At 45.4% G+C, this 18377-nt stretch carries 12 protein-coding genes; 10 read left to right on the top strand and 2 right to left on the bottom strand.

Annotated elements, in window-relative coordinates; genetic code table 11:
• The first annotated feature begins 117 nt into the window (after window positions 1–117).
• The 7 genes from wecB to PPRES148_RS05115 all read left to right on the top strand — a co-directional run bounded on the left by wecB (window position 118) and on the right by PPRES148_RS05115 (window position 9529).
• Window positions 118–1260, top strand: coding sequence for a non-hydrolyzing UDP-N-acetylglucosamine 2-epimerase (wecB, locus tag PPRES148_RS05145; RefSeq protein ID WP_149453539.1), 1143 nt, complete (start codon window positions 118–120; stop codon window positions 1258–1260).
• Window positions 1257–2105: a hypothetical protein gene (locus PPRES148_RS05140; protein WP_246142905.1), complete on the top strand. Its 849-nt coding sequence runs from the start codon at window positions 1257–1259 to the stop codon at window positions 2103–2105. The genes wecB and PPRES148_RS05140 overlap by 4 nt, the downstream gene beginning before the upstream one ends.
• 1025 nt (window positions 2106–3130) lie before the next feature.
• On the top strand, window positions 3131–5212 hold the full coding sequence (locus PPRES148_RS05135; protein ID WP_246142904.1) for a glycosyltransferase: 2082 nt from the start codon (window positions 3131–3133) through the stop codon (window positions 5210–5212).
• 7 nt (window positions 5213–5219) lie between these two features.
• Window positions 5220–6359 (top strand): glycosyltransferase, encoded by a 1140-nt coding sequence (locus tag PPRES148_RS05130; protein WP_149453538.1) that lies wholly within the window; start codon window positions 5220–5222, stop codon window positions 6357–6359.
• Window positions 6360–6637: 278 nt separating this feature from the next.
• Window positions 6638–7993 (top strand): methyltransferase domain-containing protein, encoded by a 1356-nt coding sequence (locus PPRES148_RS05125; RefSeq protein WP_149453537.1) that lies wholly within the window; start codon window positions 6638–6640, stop codon window positions 7991–7993.
• Between the two features lie 85 nt (window positions 7994–8078).
• Window positions 8079–8816 (top strand): glycosyltransferase, encoded by a 738-nt coding sequence (locus tag PPRES148_RS05120; RefSeq protein WP_149453536.1) that lies wholly within the window; start codon window positions 8079–8081, stop codon window positions 8814–8816.
• Window positions 8813–9529 (top strand): hypothetical protein, encoded by a 717-nt coding sequence (locus PPRES148_RS05115; RefSeq protein WP_149453535.1) that lies wholly within the window; start codon window positions 8813–8815, stop codon window positions 9527–9529. Before PPRES148_RS05120 ends, PPRES148_RS05115 begins: the two co-directional genes overlap by 4 nt.
• Before the next feature lie 723 nt (window positions 9530–10252).
• On the opposite strand, the gene PPRES148_RS05110 is transcribed toward PPRES148_RS05115, so the two are convergent.
• The gene (locus tag PPRES148_RS05110; RefSeq protein WP_149453534.1) at window positions 10253–11929 is read right to left on the bottom strand and encodes a transposase; all 1677 of its coding nucleotides are present in this window, start codon (window positions 11927–11929) and stop codon (window positions 10253–10255) included.
• A 1799-nt stretch (window positions 11930–13728) separates the two neighbouring features.
• Between PPRES148_RS05110 and PPRES148_RS05105 the strand changes: the two genes are divergently transcribed.
• On the top strand, window positions 13729–14670 hold the full coding sequence (locus tag PPRES148_RS05105; RefSeq protein WP_223127963.1) for a hypothetical protein: 942 nt from the start codon (window positions 13729–13731) through the stop codon (window positions 14668–14670).
• 1387 nt (window positions 14671–16057) lie between these two features.
• On the opposite strand, the gene PPRES148_RS12295 is transcribed toward PPRES148_RS05105, so the two are convergent.
• Entirely contained in the window at window positions 16058–16498 is a 441-nt protein-coding gene (locus PPRES148_RS12295; protein ID WP_223127962.1) for a hypothetical protein, read from the bottom strand.
• Between the two features lie 26 nt (window positions 16499–16524).
• Between PPRES148_RS12295 and PPRES148_RS12290 the strand changes: the two genes are divergently transcribed.
• Both PPRES148_RS12290 and PPRES148_RS11145 read left to right on the top strand, forming a co-directional pair.
• Window positions 16525–16818: a hypothetical protein gene (locus tag PPRES148_RS12290; RefSeq protein WP_223127961.1), complete on the top strand. Its 294-nt coding sequence runs from the start codon at window positions 16525–16527 to the stop codon at window positions 16816–16818.
• A 339-nt stretch (window positions 16819–17157) separates the two neighbouring features.
• A complete protein-coding gene (locus tag PPRES148_RS11145) occupies window positions 17158–18357 on the top strand; it encodes a hypothetical protein (protein ID WP_223127960.1) in 1200 nt (399 codons plus the stop codon).
• Window positions 18358–18377 lie beyond the last annotated feature (20 nt).

Below are 18377 nucleotides of genomic sequence, written 5' to 3'. Positions count from 1 at the left end.
CGAGGGAAAGTAGTTGGGAAGAGTGGCATGGTTGTACAGGTGCCATGCCCTCTTTCTTTCTGTAGTGGGTTCATCCTCCGATGAAATTGATGGCGTGGAGAATGGAGTTTGTCGAGTATGAACATTCTTGTAGTTTTCGGTACACGACCAGAGGCCATCAAAATGGTGCCACTAGTGCGGGAACTCCAGAAGCAATCATCCATGACCCCGGTTGTGTGTGCTACGTTTCAACACGACGAAATGCTGAAGCAAGTACTGGACCGTTTCCATTTCAAGGTTACCTACAATTTAGCTGTTATGACCAAAGGACAAACACTTGTTCAGATTACCACCCGTATACTTCTGGGGTTGGAAGGGATTCTGAGACAGGAAAAGCCTGATCTCGTCCTGGTGCAGGGGGATACTACCTCGACCCTGATCGCCTCCTTGGCGGCCTATTATTTCAAGGTTCCCGTGGCCCACGTTGAGGCTGGACTCCGTTCCCATTCTCCTTACAATCCTTTTCCAGAGGAAATGAATCGTAAGCTTACGGATGCCCTGGCAGATTATTATTTTGCTCCTACCGTGAGGAGCAAACAAAACTTACTGAGGGAGGGCATTCCTGAAAATCATATTTATGTAACAGGGAATACGATTGTGGATATGATTTCGCAAACCGTGGATTCAGAATATGCGCACCCTGTCCTAAAGGATACAAAGGGTAAGCGACGTATTTTGGCTACCACCCACCGGAGGGAGAGTTTTGGCGAACCCATTCGTCGCATTGTGCGCTCTTTGTGCCATATTGCGGATTTATATAAGGATGTAGCCCTTATTTTTCCTGTTCATCCCAATCCTAACGTATTGCGTGCAGTAGAGGAGATTGATGTAGCGAAATATCCCAATATTCATCTGCTCGATCCCTTGGATGTGGTAGATTGTCATAATTTTTTGGCGCGTAGCTGTTTACTTCTCACCGATTCCGGTGGGTTACAGGAAGAGGCTCCTAGTTTGGGTGTACCCACGATCGTGATGCGTACCGTGTCCGATCGGCCAGAGTCGGTGGAGTTAGGATTGGCCAAATTGGCTGGGACACAGACACGGGATATTGTGGATTCTGCCGTTTCCTGGTTGGAGAATCCCCCTTCATGGTTGCATTCCAGGGATTCCATAAATCCCTATGGGGATGGCAAGGCCTCGCAACGGATTGTGCAGGCGCTTATGTATCATCTCGGGCTATCCCCTACACCCCCCACCCCCTTCAGGGGAGGTGAAAAATGATGAAAAATACCCGTCCCTGTCGTGTTTTGGTGGCAAGCCCCGTACACCAACATCGTACGATTCTGGAGTACTTTTTAGAGGGATTGGAAAACTTATCAACTCGTCATCTGGAATTATCTTTTTTATTCATTGATGACAACACGGAGGAGGACTCAAAGGAAGTACTTATGGCCTTTTCTAGAAAGTGGCCGAAAACATTGGTCCTGCCTTCTCATAGTAAAACTGATTACTATGTTGATGAAACGACACATTACTGGAATGAGGAACTTGTATGGAAGGTAGCTCGACTGAAGGATGAAATCATCGAATATACTCTGCGGAAAGGGTACGACGCTCTTTTCCTTATTGATTCTGACGTTGTTGTTCATCCGTTGACCCTTGAGCAATTACAAAAAGCGGGAAAACCAATCATTGCTAATATATTTTGGACATCGTGGGTTCCCAATTCCCCGGAATTACCCCAAGTGTGGTTGCAAGACAAATATTCCCTTTTTCGACAGGATGGGAATGAGAAGCTGGACAACGATGAAATCGGCCGACGGGTTACTGAATTCCTCACGCAGTTGCGTAAGCCGGGCGTGTATGAGGTGGGTGGTTTGGGTGCGTGTACGTGGATCGATCGTGTCGCCTTGGAGAAGGGGGTTCGTTTTGCCAGAATTCCTAACATAACCCTCTGGGGCGAGGATCGTCATTTCTGTGTTCGGGCCATGGCGCTTGGACTTCCTTTGCACGTGGACACCCATTATCCAGCCTATCATATTTATCGTCTCTCCATGGTAGAGGGTGTCAGGGATTATATGAACAGAGTCAAGGGGGAGACAGAGGACTTTCTCATGGATCGATAGGACGAAGGAGATGGATGGATTTCTTGTGATTATAGTTCCTGGGTACGCATAGTGGTACAAAAGACTGAGGGACTCAGCCGTGATCCAAATGGAATACGGGGGTTCCCGTTCTTAGTCCTAGGGGAATAACAGTGGACACGGGGTCTGGGGATAGGGCATAGGATGTGAATCAGAAGCATGTTTCCTGAGGGGGCTTCCCCCGCCCCTATGGGGTGGTTGTGGTACAGACTGGCCCTGTGCTCTCCCCTGTCTGTTTGGTCCCTGTGTTGTATTCATGGATTGGTCGTCAGGAATAGTTTTTATTTCCCATGATCCTATGGGGTACACCATTCCTATCGTTGTATGTCAGGGACCATGTCGGTCTTCCCAAGGACAAGTAGGATGTCGTGGTGCATTACGATGTGTGATTTGTATCAGGTTGTTTTTTATAGTTTTTTATTAAGGAATGGATCATCTTTGTAGACGGCAATGGGGGTATCCCCCGAATTCCCCCCGCGCGGATGCTCAGGACATCCACTGTATCCCCCCGGTGATGGGATTGAATCAGAATCATTATGTGTTGGTGGAGGGGGATATACGCGATAGGAGGGGGATCCCATGGGTAGGAGAGAGCTTCTTCCGGATCCGAGAATCAAAATCGTGGATTTTTTACCCCAGGATCATCGAGCGGTACGGTAAAAGGCCCGAAAACCGATCATTTCCAGTATTTTTTGGACATCCAATGTACTTTATTTTTCCGAAATGCCCTAGATGTAGCTCTAGGGGGATTGTAATCCTTATCAGGGAAAATGGGTAGGAGGTAAACTTCCCAAGGGGATTCCCAATCTCTCCTCTTAGAGTGGGGATCGTTCTTTCCGTGTTCGGGCAACGGGTTTCCCAGGTTCCCCTCTGTATGTGGATTACAGTATCCTGCCCATCGCATCCATCCTCCCCCTTATGCTGGGGGAAGCAAGGGGATATCTGGGGAGGGCCAGGAAGGAAAGGGAGAATTATATGCAGAAGGAAGAAGGGGATGGGGATCGACCGTGATTACCGTCAGTTTGTGTATGATTGTGAGGGATGAGGAAAAAACCCTGGCCCGTTGTTTGGATGGAGTGCAGGATTTTGTCGATGAGATGATTGTGGTTGATACGGGGTCTAAGGACCGAACGAGGGATATAGCAGAGCAGTATGGGGCTAAAATTTACGAATTTCCGTGGTGTGATCACTTTGCTGATGCACGTAATTTTGCCTTTTCCAAAGCTACACAAGAGTATATTTTCTGGGTGGATGCGGATGACATAATAGAATCCGCTGACTTGGTCAAGTTGCAGGAGCTAAAGAAGGTATTGCCGGTTACGGTGGATAGTGTGGCGATGTTGTACCATCTGAGTATTGATAATCGAGGTAGGCCTTCTGTCAGTTTGCGACGCAATCGGCTGGTACGACGTGACAGGGGTTTTCGTTGGCATGGTCCTGTTCATGAATATCTTGCTGTTTCAGGTAATATCATACAAAGTGATATAGGAATATATCATAAAAAAGAAAAGTCCTATACAGATAGGAATCTCCGTATCTACCGAAGTCGTGACGAGAAGGGCGAGGATTTCAATCCGCGCGATCTCTATTATTTTGCCAATGAATTGCGTGATCATGGTTTTTATGAAGAATCAGTAGTTTATTATTTACGATTTCTCAATACACAGCAGGGATGGGTAGAGGACAACGTCGAGGCTTGTATGAAAATGTCAGAGTGCTATGGCTATTTGCGCGAGCGTCTGCCAGAGTTTGATTGCTTGGTGCGGAGTTTTCTCTATGATAAACCCCGCGCAGAGGTGTGTTGTCGGATTGGCCTCTTCTTTTTCCAAAGTAGGCAGTTACTGCAGGCTATTTTCTGGTATACCTTGGCCACACAGTTGGGCGATCCACCGGCTACTATGGGTACCCAAGATCAATCCGCCTGGACCTGGTTGCCTCATCTACAGCTGTGTCTTTGTTATGATCAACTTGGGGATGTTGAGAAAGCGGAGGAGCATAACAATCGGGCCATGGTTTACAATCCTCTTCATCCCAGTATTTTGCATAATCAGCAGTACTTTGCTGGAAAAAGGGAAGCTGCTCGGGAGGGGAAACGTACGGCGTCCCCCTTCATGATTCCACCTGAGATAGGACCGGGTGCACCGCGTGAGGTTCCATCTACATTGAAAAAGTCTAGTAATTCAAAAAATAGTGACATGAATGAAGTTGATCCAGTTTGTTCCCATAAAGAAAAATGTGATTCACAGAAGGATCATTCTAATAACTCTAGGGATATGAATTCCGGAGGGGAGAAACCCTTGGAAGACCCCGAAGGATTTTTGCAGAGAGTGACTGGGGAGTGGCAGATGGGAAAGGAGGATACGGGGGGATATCTGAAAGAAGGTTTGAAGTCGTCCAAGGAATGGTTGGCGGGCCAACTACCGTGGCGAAGGAAGTCAGAGGACGTTACGGGAGCGGAGGGTTCTGGAGGAAATGTGGTAAAGGTAGAACCCGGTGTCTCTGTTGTGAAGGAGGATGCGGTAAGGGTAGAACCCGATGCCTTAGAAGGGAGGGGACCCACGGGGGGAAACAAGGGGGGGAGAAGGCCGGCTACCTGGGAGCAGGTACAAAAGGCGCTTGCGGAGGCCCGTAAGGCTATCCTGCGGACCGATAGGGAAGATTCTGGAGAAAGGTTTTCTCGTGTTCAGGCAGAATGGATGAAGGGAGAGGAGACAGCGGATGTTTCTGTGTCACCCCCCTCCACCGGTGGGATTCCCAGTGGTAGGGATAGGCCCGGTATTTCATCCTCGGAACCCTCTGATCGGGAAGGGGGGTCTGTGGAAGAGGGGGACGCGGTACTAGATCATGCAATGTCGGAAGGTTCTGTCCCGACCCCAAAATCGTCAGAGTCAGCGGAGAAATCCATTGCAGGGTGTTTACCCCGGGGGGAAGCGTCAAGGGGAATCACAGAGGGGGATGTTTTCATCCCATCCTCCGGGGAAGCAGTTCCGGTAGCTCACCGCACGGAACGGTCCCAGCGATCCAATTCTTCCAGGAAATTGAAACAGAAGGCGGTATCGAATAGAAAGGGCAAGAGGAAACGGAGGTAAGGGTGCTATGCGTTGGATTTATCCGCCGCTCATTGCCTGGGAGGGAGAGGATGAGCAGGAGGCGGTTTTTCAGCGCCCTCAACAGATTTTCCGAGCGTTGGCCGCAGCGGGGGAGGAGGCGATTTTTTTCGAGTACAATCGAACAGACAGTCGGGTACAGATTAGGGATGGTGTGAAAGTGGTTGGTCTCCCCTATGCCATCCCCCCTTCCCCGCAACCAACGTTTCTCTGGGTTACGCATCCCTCACACAGCCGTTTCCAGAATATATTTCGTGCCGATAGCTTTGTTTTCGATTGTATGGATGAGATGACGGACGAATTTTCAGTTTGGGGTAATGAAGATTTTGTTAGGGAAGTGAATGGGGCCTCCCTAGTCACAGTTGTCAGTCAGCGCCTGCATCGGTTGCTTTGCGAACAGTTTCCCAAACAAGAACATATTTTACGTTTAGCTAATGCGGCCGATACGGAACATTTTCACTCTGCCGGTCAACAACCTTGTCCGCAGGAATTACTGAGTGTACCGAGACCCATCATTGGTTTCATGGGTTCCCTTTCGACATGGATTGATCATAAACTTTTGCAGGGGATCGTTAGGAATCTCGATGTGGGTACGTGGGTTTTCATTGGTCCCGATCATATAGGGGTCCGGGAGTTGTTGCGCCCGTTTTCCAATGTGATCTTTCTCGGGAAAAAGTCCTATTACGATCTACCCGCCTACGTTGGACAGTTTGATGTGGGTATTATTCCCTTTGAGGTACGGGCAATGACCCATAGTAGCTCGCCCATCAAGATGTATGAATACCTTGCTGCAGGTCTATCCGTAGTTTCTACACCGATTCAGGAGGCGCTCGATTGTCCCCATGTAATTACAGCAGAAACGGTAGAAGAATGGGAGCAGGCCCTCCGGCAGGGTTGGGAGGAAAAACAGGATCCGAGGATGGTTCGGCAACGGAAAGTCTATGCTGAGAGGGAGAGCTGGGGGGTACGAATTCACACCCTTCTCGTGTCGATGCGGTGTATCTGGGCTCTTCATAGGGGGCAGCAGAGCCCCGTTGTTGGTTTGCAGGATGTCTTGTACGGTGCAAGGCATCGCCATGGAGCTACAGGGGGGCCTCAGCATCTTTATATTCCTGCCCACTTCCTATAAGATCTCTCCCTCGGGGCGGGCAGGGGTCTCATTTTTTTGATTATTTGGTGGAATTGCGACCCTATTGGGATGAACTTGTAGACGGAGGAGGGATTCATGGATGAGATTCTCCATAGGGTATGAATGGGGAATATAGGTAGGGTGGGGGAGTTACCTACGAACAGCGAAATGGTTAGCAGGATTCTTGGGGAATTTTCCTTATATTTTTATTATTATTATTTTTAAAATAATAATATGTGTAATTATATATAATTATATGTATATGAAGGGGTAATGGTATGTTATCGCGACCCCGGATAGTCCTCTCCATGGTTGTACGCAATGAAGCGGACCGTCATCTGGAACGCGTTTTACTGGCCAATCGCCGTTTTGTGGATGCCGCCGTGATTATTGATGATGCGAGCACGGATTCCAGCGTGGAAATATGTCGGGATGTCTTTCAGTCCATTCCCCTCACCCTCATCCTCAATGAACAATCCCGTTTTGCCAATGAGGTTTCCCTCCGCCGTCAGCAATGGGAAGCTACGATTGAATTACAACCCCATTGGATTCTGAATTTGGACGCGGATGAGATTCTGGAGTCCTCCTTCCTGGACACGATGGATGGTGTTTTAGGACAGAAGGATTATGATGCGGTGTATTTTCGTTTGTATGATATGTGGGATGAGGATCATTATCGTGAAGATATTCATTGGAATGCTCATAAGATTTATCGACCCTTTCTAGTACGTTATAAGGAGAAACCTTGTTATAAATGGAAGGATGTGGCTCAACATTGTGGCCGATTCCCCCTTGATATTTTACATTTTCCCTATTGTACCCATTCGGCCCGTGTTCTTCATTACGGATGGGCTAGTCCCGAGGATCGACAACGAAAGTATGCGCGATATAAGGAGTTGGATAAGGATGCACGATATGGTTTCAAGTCTCAGTATGAGTCGATCCTAGATGAAAACCCCCGTCTTATGCCCTTGGCAGAAGAACCCGTCCTCAATAGTCGTGCGTATTGGGAACATCGTTTCAAAACAGATTGGGTACCTAACGGGGGTCCTGAACAGGTAGCTTTTCATGGGCGGTTGGCTTTGGGAATGTTACCACAGCGCATTAAGGAGAATCTGGAGAATGGTAAACTGACCCTTTGTGATGTAGGTTGTGCGTCCGGGGAGGCCACCAATATCTGGAGTCAAGCGTTCCCCGAAGCATGTTGTGTGGGAGTGGATTTTGCGGAACGGGCCATAGGGAAGGCAAAACGGCAATATGGTTCTTGCGATTTTGTTGTTTGTGATCTACGGGAGTTACCTGATATGTATGATGTTGTCTTTGCTTCGCATGTGTTGCATCTTTTTCATGAACCAATTAAGGTTGTACATGATATATTACTTAATACGGTTAAGTATCTTGTTATTTTAGTATCATTTTCTATGAATAGGCTACCTTTAGAACACCAGTGTCGTTTGGACTATACCACCTTTCCCTTTCAGATTGGGGGAGCGCAGTTGGTTGTGTTTCGGGTGAAGGATTGTGCAAACGTACCAGGGAGTATGTGGGGCGGGGAACAAGCATTGGTTGTTTATGCAAAGATGGGCGAGATGGATATGCGGGAATGGAATTTGGCCGACTGTTTGGGTTTGTGATGGCTAGTTCCAGTGGCGATTTACAAGTAGGAAATTATTTAATAAATATAAGGATAAGGTGATTCATGGGGGATGGCTTTGTGCGATGAGAGAAAATAGAGAAGTAGGGGAAAATGGTTCCTGTCCCAAGTTGGTTTTATCGATGATTGTACACAATGAAGCGGATCGTTATCTAAGAAAGGTTTTGATGGCCCATCGTGAGTGGGTGGATGCCGCGGTTATTATCGATGATGGTAGTACAGATCATACCGTGGCGGTGTGTGAGGAACTTTTGTCCGGGATTCCTTTGTATATCCATTCCAATCCGATTCCAAAGTTTGGTAATGAAGTTACTCTTAGGGAACAGCAATGGGAGGCAACCATTGCTCTACAACCTGAATGGATTTTGAATTTGGATGCGGATGAAGTTTTGGATCCGTCATTTTTTGATAACAAGCACAAATGGTTGAATCAGAACGATTTCCATGTTATTTATTTTCGTTTGTATGATATGTGGGATGAAAAGCATTATCGGGATGATCCCCTGTGGTGTGCCCATCGTTTTCCCCGGCCCTATCTTATTCGTTATTTGCCTAATTTTACTTATATTTGGAGGAATACCCCCCAACACTGTGGTCGTTTTCCTTTCAACGTCTTACTTCTTCCCTATCGTTTCCATTCGGCACGTATACGCCATTATGGGTGGGCTCGTTCGGAGGATAGGAGAGAGAAATATGAGCGTTATCGACGTTTGGATCCCGATGCACAGTACGGAATCAAAGAACAGTATGATTCTATATTAGATGAAAATCCTAATCTTATTCCTTGGGAGGAAGATACATGATTGTACGTGATATTGAATGTGCCCTGAGGGATTCGGTGGGGGTTGAAGGGGCCCCCGGTTACACTGAGAGGGAGATAGCTAAGAGTGCGTTGGTTCATCTCATTCGTCGTGTGGAACGGCGGGAGCAACCCTATCAGATTGTTGAATTGGGTGGAGGACAGTCCACGTTATTTTTTCAATCGTTATTAAAGTTAGAATTGCTCGATATATGTGTGAGAACATTGAGCCACCATAGGGAAAATGTAGAATCATTGAAGGGTACGTTGGAGGATGGAGAGGGCCGGATTCAGGTACACCTTCTACCCCTACAACAGGTTACGGATGTGGAGAGAAAGTTGCTTTTCGCAGAACCCGATCTGGCGATGGAGCGCTGGCCTACATTGGGTCATCCATTATTGGCGAGGGAATATCACAACTATACTATAAAAAATGTTTTCTACGGAAATTTGCACACCCTGAATTGGGAATCCAATGGTGTGGATATTTTGATAGTCGATGGTCCTAATGGTGATGGTAGGGGACTCGCCTACCCGCTCCTCACACCCTTCCTACGTGAGGGGTCCCTGGTATTGATTGATGATTTTGATCATTATCCGTTTTTGGATGATTTGAGGAGCATTTTTGTAGTGGAGGAACAGTATCGGGAAATCGTTGAGGAAAGTCGCTGGGTGTTGGTGAGGATAGTGAAACGACATGTTGGGAAAGCATATTAGAAAATTTTTACAAAAATTAGGTTAAAATGGTTATGATAGTGGGAAGGGAGCGATTTGTTAGCCCATTTTAACCTATTCATGGGGGTAGCCAAGGACAGAGGGGACAAATTTTTATTTAAGTAAATTTTATATAATATTTTTATGAATCAAGCTATTTATATTTCCTTTTTATGTATACATTAAATATGAATTTATATGTTAGGAATATTGATTTCTTCGATTTCGTGGTTGGAGTATAGGAGATTGTACTGGGGAAGTACCTTGGTTTGGGCAGTGTTCGAACGGGTGTGTACCTTTTCTCCCCGGGGGATCTTTAGCCCTATTTTGGGGCCCTTCTGGGGAACCTGTATCCGAATTTTTTACTGGTTTTCTTATTAATGGTGCTGGTGCTGGAATTAAAAGTCAGTTGATTTGGTTTTTTCCGATATTAATTATATTTCAAAATGATATATATTGATTGCTATTAGTTAATGAATTACTTCTGTATAATATGTATGGATAATTTGTAATGTAAATAAAAAATTGAATAGTATGAATGTTTTGGACTGGATATGTGTGAAACGTAACGATTATGGTTGGATTTCTACTATAACCATGGAAACTCGGTTTTTGAACCCATGAGCGCGGAAATGAATGCCCTATTCCGCACACCTTGGCACGCCAAATAGACCGGCCTATAGTTCCGATTATTTTATGAATTTTTTAAATTATTAGATATGCTCATCACGATATGACTTCTCTCCTTCTTATTCTTATAAATTTTACTATATATTCGGAGACTTGAGATGTGTTATACGCTACACACTTTGCGAACATTGTCAACCTAGCTCTTCGTTCACCACGCACCTTAAGTCGGCGAGCTCCGTAAGCATTTTTTAGTGCGGAGCAAACGCCCTCAATGGCCGCACGACTGTTCCCTGCTTCCCTATATTTTGTCTCCTCCAATTGATCTCTTTGCTCCGCCGCCGAGTACGTTCGGTCGGTTAATCTTATGGTTCTTCCCCCTGTTTTGTTGAGTTTGCCAATGCACTGATCCGCAAAGGGGCACTTCTTGCAATCCTCCCCGTTGAAATAAGCCACACTGGTCCCGCTCCCTGGTTTTCTCCCTGGTTTGTACTGGCTGTTCTCGGGTTCCTTGTTTGCCACGCACCGTGTAATTTCCTTTGTTCTTTTGTCTCGCACAAACGTGCTTGCCCTCAATTTATCGGGGTTCTCCCTTCGGCCCGTCATATTGGTGAAGCATAGCGAAATACCCTTTGATTGGGCAAGTTCGCTTATCTCATGGCTGTAGTACCCCCCATCGGCACACAACCGCATTCCATCATGGGGAACCCATGTTTCTATGTACTCCTTCGCAAAGGCCGTATCTGGATGAAGGGAACCTTTCATATCAAAGAAGGAAATTAGGCTTACTCCCTTCTCTCCATCACGATCCTCTACGATTTGTCCGGAATATCCCCAACATTCCTGTTTGTTCTTCTTCCTGTACTGAGCATCAGGATCATAAGGGCTTTGTAGACTACCAGAACGCACCTTGGAGAGCATCCTGAGATTTCCTTGTTCATCCTCCTCAGTTTGTTCCCAGATCACCCTTTCCAGCAATGCATACTCCTTGGTTGATCTGATGTTGTCATAGTGGGAGACCTGTTCCCTTACAGCCAAGCAAACCCCAATTAGCTCTGCAGTCCTATGATCCCTTGCTGTTGCTCCTTTTTTGGGGGGAAGGGGAGGCTGATAGCCCAATGATTGCCGACTATCGATGTCTGTTAGTTTGCACCCCTTCTCCAGAAAAACCCCCCACTCCGCGGGGAGGGGAATCAGGAGTTCAGCCGAGATACAAACCACATTTTTTGCCACCAGATAGATCACGTCATTACGGGTCAATTTCCTTATGTTGCTGTTGATTAGCGTGCTATCCATTCTACGGCAGGTGGATGTCATACCTACTATTGACTTTTGGAAGGTGGTGAAGTGCTGAAAGGAGTCCCGTGTAACATTGCATTTTGTTTTCTCCTCGTATGCCAACAACCGTTTTCTGCCTTCGTATAATGTTCTCCTACCTATAAGGGGCTTTCCTTTTTTGCCCCCCAGAGCTTCAAAGAACACTCCTTCCCGTGGAATACGTTCGATCAATTCCCTGTCTGTCCACCCAAAGGTTTCTTTAATGGACTCCAGGATTATGGTAAAAAGGATATCCTTGCAGGGTTGACCGATAGTATTATGATAATCGGCATATGTTTCCTTGTACCATGAAGCATGTTTCTCATAATACTCGCAAAGGGTTGCAAGTTTAATTTCTTCCTTGGTGGAACACCAGCGCCACTTATCCGCGAAGCATTCAATCCATTCCTCTACCCCTTCCAAGTTCGACTGTTCTATGGTACAATACCCTGAGACCATCTGTTATCAACCTCCCTTTATAGTGGGTATAAAGAGGATTGTATAGGAATAACAGATGGTCTTCAAGTTTCTTTGAGGGTATTTTTCAGGTAATACATATAAAGTTGTTTCGAATGTACGTAAGGAAGGTGGGGTCATATCCTATTTTGACTATATATTCGGAATATTATTATAATATCGGTAACCTAACCATAATTAGGGAACCGAGCTTCTATAGATAGTATGATTTCATAAAAGTTTATGTAGTTATTTTTATGAATCCGCAAAAGCCCACTTTCCATTTTTATTCGAACCTCAGGAAACAATTGTGAACCTTTTTAACGGCACCAGCACCAGTAATTTGTATGGTCAGAAAACCCGTTCCTGTTTTTTTCCTTCCCCCTCAATTTTTAATATAAATAATATGGAGATTGGGAGGAAAGGAGGTTCCTACTTTATCCCGATATCCAATACCATCGGGGAGGGCTGGTCTCCCAGCCAACCTCCCCATAGAACCAGGGTCTCCATACTTTAATGGTTACGGAATCAGGGGGACCTAAGATGGTCCTATTTTTTTGTGTTTCATAATAAAAAAGACAACGGAAGGAATTGAATCAGCATACCCATACCGCAATGGTTTTGTTCAGTATAAATGAATTTAAAATTGAATATGTTACATTCTTAATATGGATCTGGAGTTTTCATTGTACTTTTCGGGAAAAATGAATAGTGTGTAGACACAACCCCTTCTCTGTACCGAACGGATCAGGAGGATCCCACTGATTTCTTTATTTTCGATAGATGACGCCTGCTCTGTAAAAGTTTTTTGTTAATTAGGATGAGATCATTGTACAAATTCCAAAGTTTTCTTCTATGTAATTCCCCGAGGATAAACCGAGGTTCCGTGCACGAAGTCGGATCAGCTCATAGTAGTGTGGAAGCTTCTGTAATGGAAGTGGAGCGAAGGGGCTGACTCATCCTGCGGAGGACAGTTAGATGAGAACTTTAGTGGGAGATCCACTGGAGGAGGCCACTGGAACTCGAAGCAACATCCCTATAATCGAAGTATGACCTAAAGGGTCTGAAGATTGGGATGGGATGAGAAGAGCTGGATGATGCGAGAGTATCACGTCCAGTTCTGTGAGGGACTCGGCTGAAATGCCGGGTCTACTCGACGCTAGGGAGGACAACGGTGGGTGGGTTCCCCGTCCCCGTGATTTTGTTTCAGGGATAGGGGGATAACCCTTGTTTCATCATCGAATGGATCTCTTTTGATGTTTTTCCCCATGGGTTGCCTTTCCCGTTCTTGTGGGACGTTGTCTGTGGCCTACATGTTGTGGGTTGGAGAAATTGTATCTTCCTGCGCTTATCGTGTGTCTCTGCGAGATTTTTTGAAACGATCCCTGGGGTAACATCCTATCCATAGCGAGGATGCTACCCACACGGTAGGTTTGTGGCCTAGGAATTGTTACAATTTTGCAATAGTACTTTTGATCAACAAAAAAATGAGATAATATGGTATTGGTAGGTGGCGTAGAGAAGGGGGGTAAGCAATCGGCCGCTGCAGTTTTGTTTCCTCGTTCTGTCCTTGGATGATTCGGTAGGGATTTGCGATTTTAGGAGGAGAGAGTTCAGTGGGGGATTTTGTTGGTAACGATCATATAATGAATCTATTTAATTATACGAATTTGCTGTATTCACCTACATTTGCTCTATTGGTGTTTTCAATTGCAGCTTATGTCCTACCCATTATAGGGGTAGTTGTTGGTACCTTTTATGATCGGATGGGGGCCTGTTCCATCCAGAATAGGGGTTCCAAGATGCGGTGGATGGTCCAGATACCCCTGGTCCTAGCTTGGATTATGGGTATGTTTATGAGTATTATATTTTTGCAATCTTCCATAAAGATTTATGAATACGTAGATGGGGGGATAGAGGCCTGGATCCCATCCTTTGATCTACCCATGGCTATAGGGACAGAAATATGGGCGGGTCTTTTGGTGGTTTTAGGTATAGCCCTAGTGATTCCTTTGTCCCTGAATTGGTTGATGGATGTATTGAAACTCGATAAAACCCGTTATCTCCATAAGTTTATGTTGTTTATGTCCTATTTTTTTGCCAGTGCCCTCTTCCTGGGTATCGCTACTTCTCCTACCATGCAGGATGTATTTCCTCAGGAAGATCCATTTTCCTATTTGTCTAAAGGTTTTTTATATGCCCTAATTGCATTATTGAGTGTGGGTTGGTTGGTTACACGCAATTTTAGGGAAACAGTGGATCGTTTGGGTTTACAAAGGTTGGACACGAAGGGTATGGCTATAGGACTTGTAGTTGGTTTTTCTGTAACCTGTTCCTTCCTATTGTTTCACATGAACTCTGATTTTCTTCAGGCTAAAATTCCCTCCCAGTTTTTTGTGAATGGGTTGCTTGGTGATAGCTGGCCTTGGTTTGTTAGTTTTCTTGTTGGAGCGTTCGGCATTTTGGGTTTTGAACTGCTGTTCCGTGGTGTATTGCAACCCCGATTTGGGCTGGTTTTTACGAGTATCCTCGCCGTACTTTTTGGTGGTGGTGTGGCGGTTATCGATTGGGTACCTTCCTCTATGGGTTGGATACCGTTCATCCTGTCCCTTATTCTTTCTTTTGGTTTGGGGTTGTTGGCGAGATGGTATGGCGTTTTGTCCGCTATCGTCGCACATTGGGCGGCCTGGTTTGCTATCGTTCTGTCCTATATAGTGTTTGTAAGAGAGGGATTTTTGCAGTAGAGGGTAACGGATCAAAAAGGTTTGTTGTATTCATATTTTTGCATTAGGTTTTGGGATTTTTTCCTAATTCCACTTTGTTCTTCGCGTTTTCCACCATCCCATTGGGGTATTTCTATCTAATGGGTTTGTGGATTCGTATCATATGGGAATATATACCGGATTATTTATGAAAATAAAAACAAAACTTACTGTTTACAGTAGGTTTTGTTTTGGGGAAAGTTTCTGAATAGGCCCTTCTGAATATAATGAATTCGGAATGGTGGGGGTAGGCCATTTCAACTTCTCTCCTAGAATCCAGTATCTAAAAGGGTCTCCAGATCCCGATGGTTGCAGAATCAGGGGGACCTAGGAGGTTCCTATCTTTTATATGATGAATCATAAAAAGATAACGGAAGAAATCAAATCAGCATACTCGTGTTGCAATGTTTTTCTCAATATAGATGAATTTAAAATTGCCATTCTGCGCATGGATATAGAGCACTCCTTGTATTTTTGTGTAACTTTTATCCATTTAATTCTTGTAATTAAAAATACATTAATATATAGGACTATTCGTGGTGGCCCAATAGCACGATGCTTATCATATTGCGCATCATTGTGCTTACTACGCAACCCTCCTACAAACTGCCCCAGTCCACGAATTGTACTTGATGATCCTAGGACTCCACCCTCAAACAAAATTCCTTTAAAAGTCTTTATATTTATTTTATTTCAAAATAAATATATACATATGGTTGAATCTGTTCTTGCAGTAGGTACATTTCCATTGTTGGGTCTTCATAACGTATTCAATGGAATACAATGGGAGGGAATTGAAATTTAGGAAGATGTAAACACAAAACCCTATCACGATACATTCGATTTATCGAACAATGGTTAAACCTCCACTCCCGAGACTGAACCACTAGGTTTGGTATGCGGCCAATATCCTTAAATTGTTAAAAATAAATAACTAATAAAAAATAGACCCTGAAATGGGCCATCAGACGGACATAGGGGGGACAGAAAAAGGGTTCTTTGGGGTTCTGATACCAGATTTGGAATGCAACTGGGATGCTAGGGTCGTTTTCTCATTATCCTTTTTTTATTATTCATAAAAAAATAGAATCACTTCAAGTCTTCCCCCTTGCCTTGTAACCGTTAAGATCCGGGGCTCCTAAGGTTTTCCCAGGTCCATAGGATGATTGCCTAGTGATTGATAAGTAGAAGGTTGTATTTTCCATAGTTTTCCCCCTTTCTCACATTATTTTTTGGTGTGCTCTTCCTGAAGGGAGGAGAATATTTCATGGGAAAATTAGGAACGACCTGTTTTTTGTGTCGTTACCCATTTTCATAAATAAATAAATTTTTTAAAAATTATTCATATTATTATATAATTTTTTATTTTCTAACTTAGTTTGAAAATTCTAATGTTTACATTTTTCGTGCCTACATGGTCTCCTGATGATGCATCAAAAACAACTAATTCTAACACAGAAGCGTTTTTATTGGTATGAACTATGCATCCTCCATGTAGTACGATATGTCCCTGGAGCTGATTGAGAGAGAGGAGATCGGAAGAGGATTCTGAACCTAGAAGGAAAAAACCATTCAATCGTAGAATTGAAATCAAATCCTGGCATCTTCCCCCGGCGGAGAGGTTGTAGTTGATCCAGTAAATTTCATTGGGGGCAACAGTAATTTGTGTGGATCCCGGTACGTGGAAAAAGAAGGAATTACTGGGTGTGAAATTGACCGTGAGGGGGATGGCATTACCGGAAGGTACTTGCTGCGTCCCAATCGTCCCCATACCCGCGGTTGCTACAATTTCCATTTTTATTTTGCCCAATTTCCCCGGTTTACCTGGGGGTCCTTGTGGCCCGGTGGAGCCCACCGGGCCCGGTGGGCCTGGTGGACCTAGTGGACCTGGTGGACCAACAGGTCCTGCTGGACCTGTTGGACCCCCTAGACCTGGTGGCCCGGTGGAGCCTACCGGTCCCGGTGGACCTGGCGGACCCGATGGGCCTATTGGTTCTGCTGGGTTTGTTGAATCTATTGGGTTTAATGGATCTGGTGGGTCCTGGGGGTATTGTGGTTCTATCCACTCCCGGGTGTTGGTTTGTTTCTGATTCCCGATGGATACGTCCCTTCCCATCGGTAGGATACTGATAGGCCTCGTATTTTGTTCGATATGGTGCGTGACGGGAAAATTTTCTGATGATTTTATTTTTTCTGTCTCGCTAAAGGTTTTCTCCATATTGGATTCATCATCCGCGTCGTTCTTGTTATTGATGCAGTTGTGATTGTTTTTAGATATGGTTATATTTTCTTTGTCTAGTGGATCATTGTTATTTGATGAAGGGTTATGGTCTGATGGTGGGGAATCCATCATTGAATTACTATGCTCAACGGAAGGGTCAGAGGAATCTCCGATATCGACTGATAGGGCAAGGGGTTCTTCTCTGATAAGATCCGCGGTGTTTTTTGGGGGATCGTTTTCCCAAAACGGTGATAGACTCATCGGAAAGGTGGGTCGTTGGGGTCGTCGTTGAGGATGTTGCCGTGAATGGTTCTTCTTCTGCGGACGGGATGATTGTGGTTGTGCAGGTTGTGATGGCTGTGTGGTCCGTGCGGGTTGCGATGGTTGTGGCTGTTGTGGTTGTGTGGTTCGTGATGGCTGTTGTGGCTGTTGTGGTTGTGATGGCTGTTGTGGTTGTGTGGTTCGTGATGGCTGTTGTGGCTGTTGCGGCTGTTGCGGCTGTTGTGGCTGTTGTGGTTGTGATGGCTGTTGTGGTTGTGATGGCTGTTGTGGTTGTGTGGTTCGTGATGGCTGTTGTGGTTGTGTGGTTCGTGATGGCTGTTGCGGCTGTTGTGGCTGTTGTGGTTGTGATGGCTGTGGTTGTGATGGCTGTTGTGGTTGTTGTGGCTGTTGTGGTTGTGATGGCTGTGGCTGTTGTGCAGGTTGTGATGGTTGTTGTGGTTGTAGTGGTTGTTGTGGCTGTTGTGGTTGTGATGGCTGTGGCTGTTGTGCAGGTTGTGATGGTTGTTGTGGTTGTAGTGGTTGTTGTGGCTGTTGTGGTTGTGATGGCTGTGGCTGTTGTGCAGGTTGTGATGGTTGTTGTGGTTGTAGTGGTTGTGATGGCTGTTGTGGTTGTGATGGCTGTTGTGGTTGTGATGGCTGTTGTGGTTGTGATGGTTGTAGTGGTTGTGATGGCTGTTGTGGTTGTGATGGCTGTGGCTGTTGTGCAGGTTGTGATGGTTGTTGTGGTTGTAGTGGTTGTGATGGCTGTTGTGGTTGTGATGGCTGTTGTGGTTGTGATGGCTGTTGTGGTTGTGATGGCTGTTGTGGTTGTGATGGCTGTTGTGGTTGTGATGGTTGTAGTGGTTGTGATGGTTGTTGTGGTTGTGATGGCTGTTGTGGTTGTGATGGTTGTTGTGGTTGTGATGGTTGTTGTGGTTGTGATGGCTGTTGTGGTTGTGATGGCTGTTGTGGTTGTGATGGCTGTTGTGGTTGTGATGGCTGTTGTGGTTGTGATGGCTGTTGTGGTTGTGATGGCTGTTGTGGTTGTAGTGGTTGCTGTGGTTGTGAAGGTTGCTGTGGTTGTGAAGGTTGCTGTGGTTGTAGTGGTTGTGAAGGTTGCTGTGGTTGTAGTGGTTGTGAAGGTTGTGAAGGTTGCTGTGGTTGTGAAGGTTGTGGAGGCCATATAGGTTGTGTAGGTTGTATGGGC

The organism is Pasteuria penetrans, from assembly GCF_900538055.1.
GTDB classification, from domain to species: Bacteria; Bacillota; Bacilli; order Thermoactinomycetales; family Thermoactinomycetaceae; genus Pasteuria; species Pasteuria penetrans.
Note: the sequence above shows the minus strand (reverse complement) of the source record. Positions and strands in the feature narration are given on the sequence as shown.

Excerpts from the sequence above, each read along its gene's own strand:
- wecB (WP_149453539.1), top strand. The coding sequence starts at position 118 with ATGAACATTCTTGTAGTTTTCGGTACACGACCAGAGGCCATCAAAATG.
- PPRES148_RS05140 (WP_246142905.1), top strand. The coding sequence starts at position 1,257 with ATGATGAAAAATACCCGTCCCTGTCGTGTTTTGGTGGCAAGCCCCGTA.
- PPRES148_RS05130 (WP_149453538.1), top strand. The coding sequence starts at position 5,220 with ATGCGTTGGATTTATCCGCCGCTCATTGCCTGGGAGGGAGAGGATGAG.
- PPRES148_RS05125 (WP_149453537.1), top strand. The coding sequence starts at position 6,638 with ATGTTATCGCGACCCCGGATAGTCCTCTCCATGGTTGTACGCAATGAA.
- PPRES148_RS05120 (WP_149453536.1), top strand. The coding sequence starts at position 8,079 with ATGAGAGAAAATAGAGAAGTAGGGGAAAATGGTTCCTGTCCCAAGTTG.
- PPRES148_RS05115 (WP_149453535.1), top strand. The coding sequence starts at position 8,813 with ATGATTGTACGTGATATTGAATGTGCCCTGAGGGATTCGGTGGGGGTT.
- PPRES148_RS05110 (WP_149453534.1), bottom strand. The coding sequence starts at position 11,929 with ATGGTCTCAGGGTATTGTACCATAGAACAGTCGAACTTGGAAGGGGTA.
- PPRES148_RS05105 (WP_223127963.1), top strand. The coding sequence starts at position 13,729 with ATGCGGTGGATGGTCCAGATACCCCTGGTCCTAGCTTGGATTATGGGT.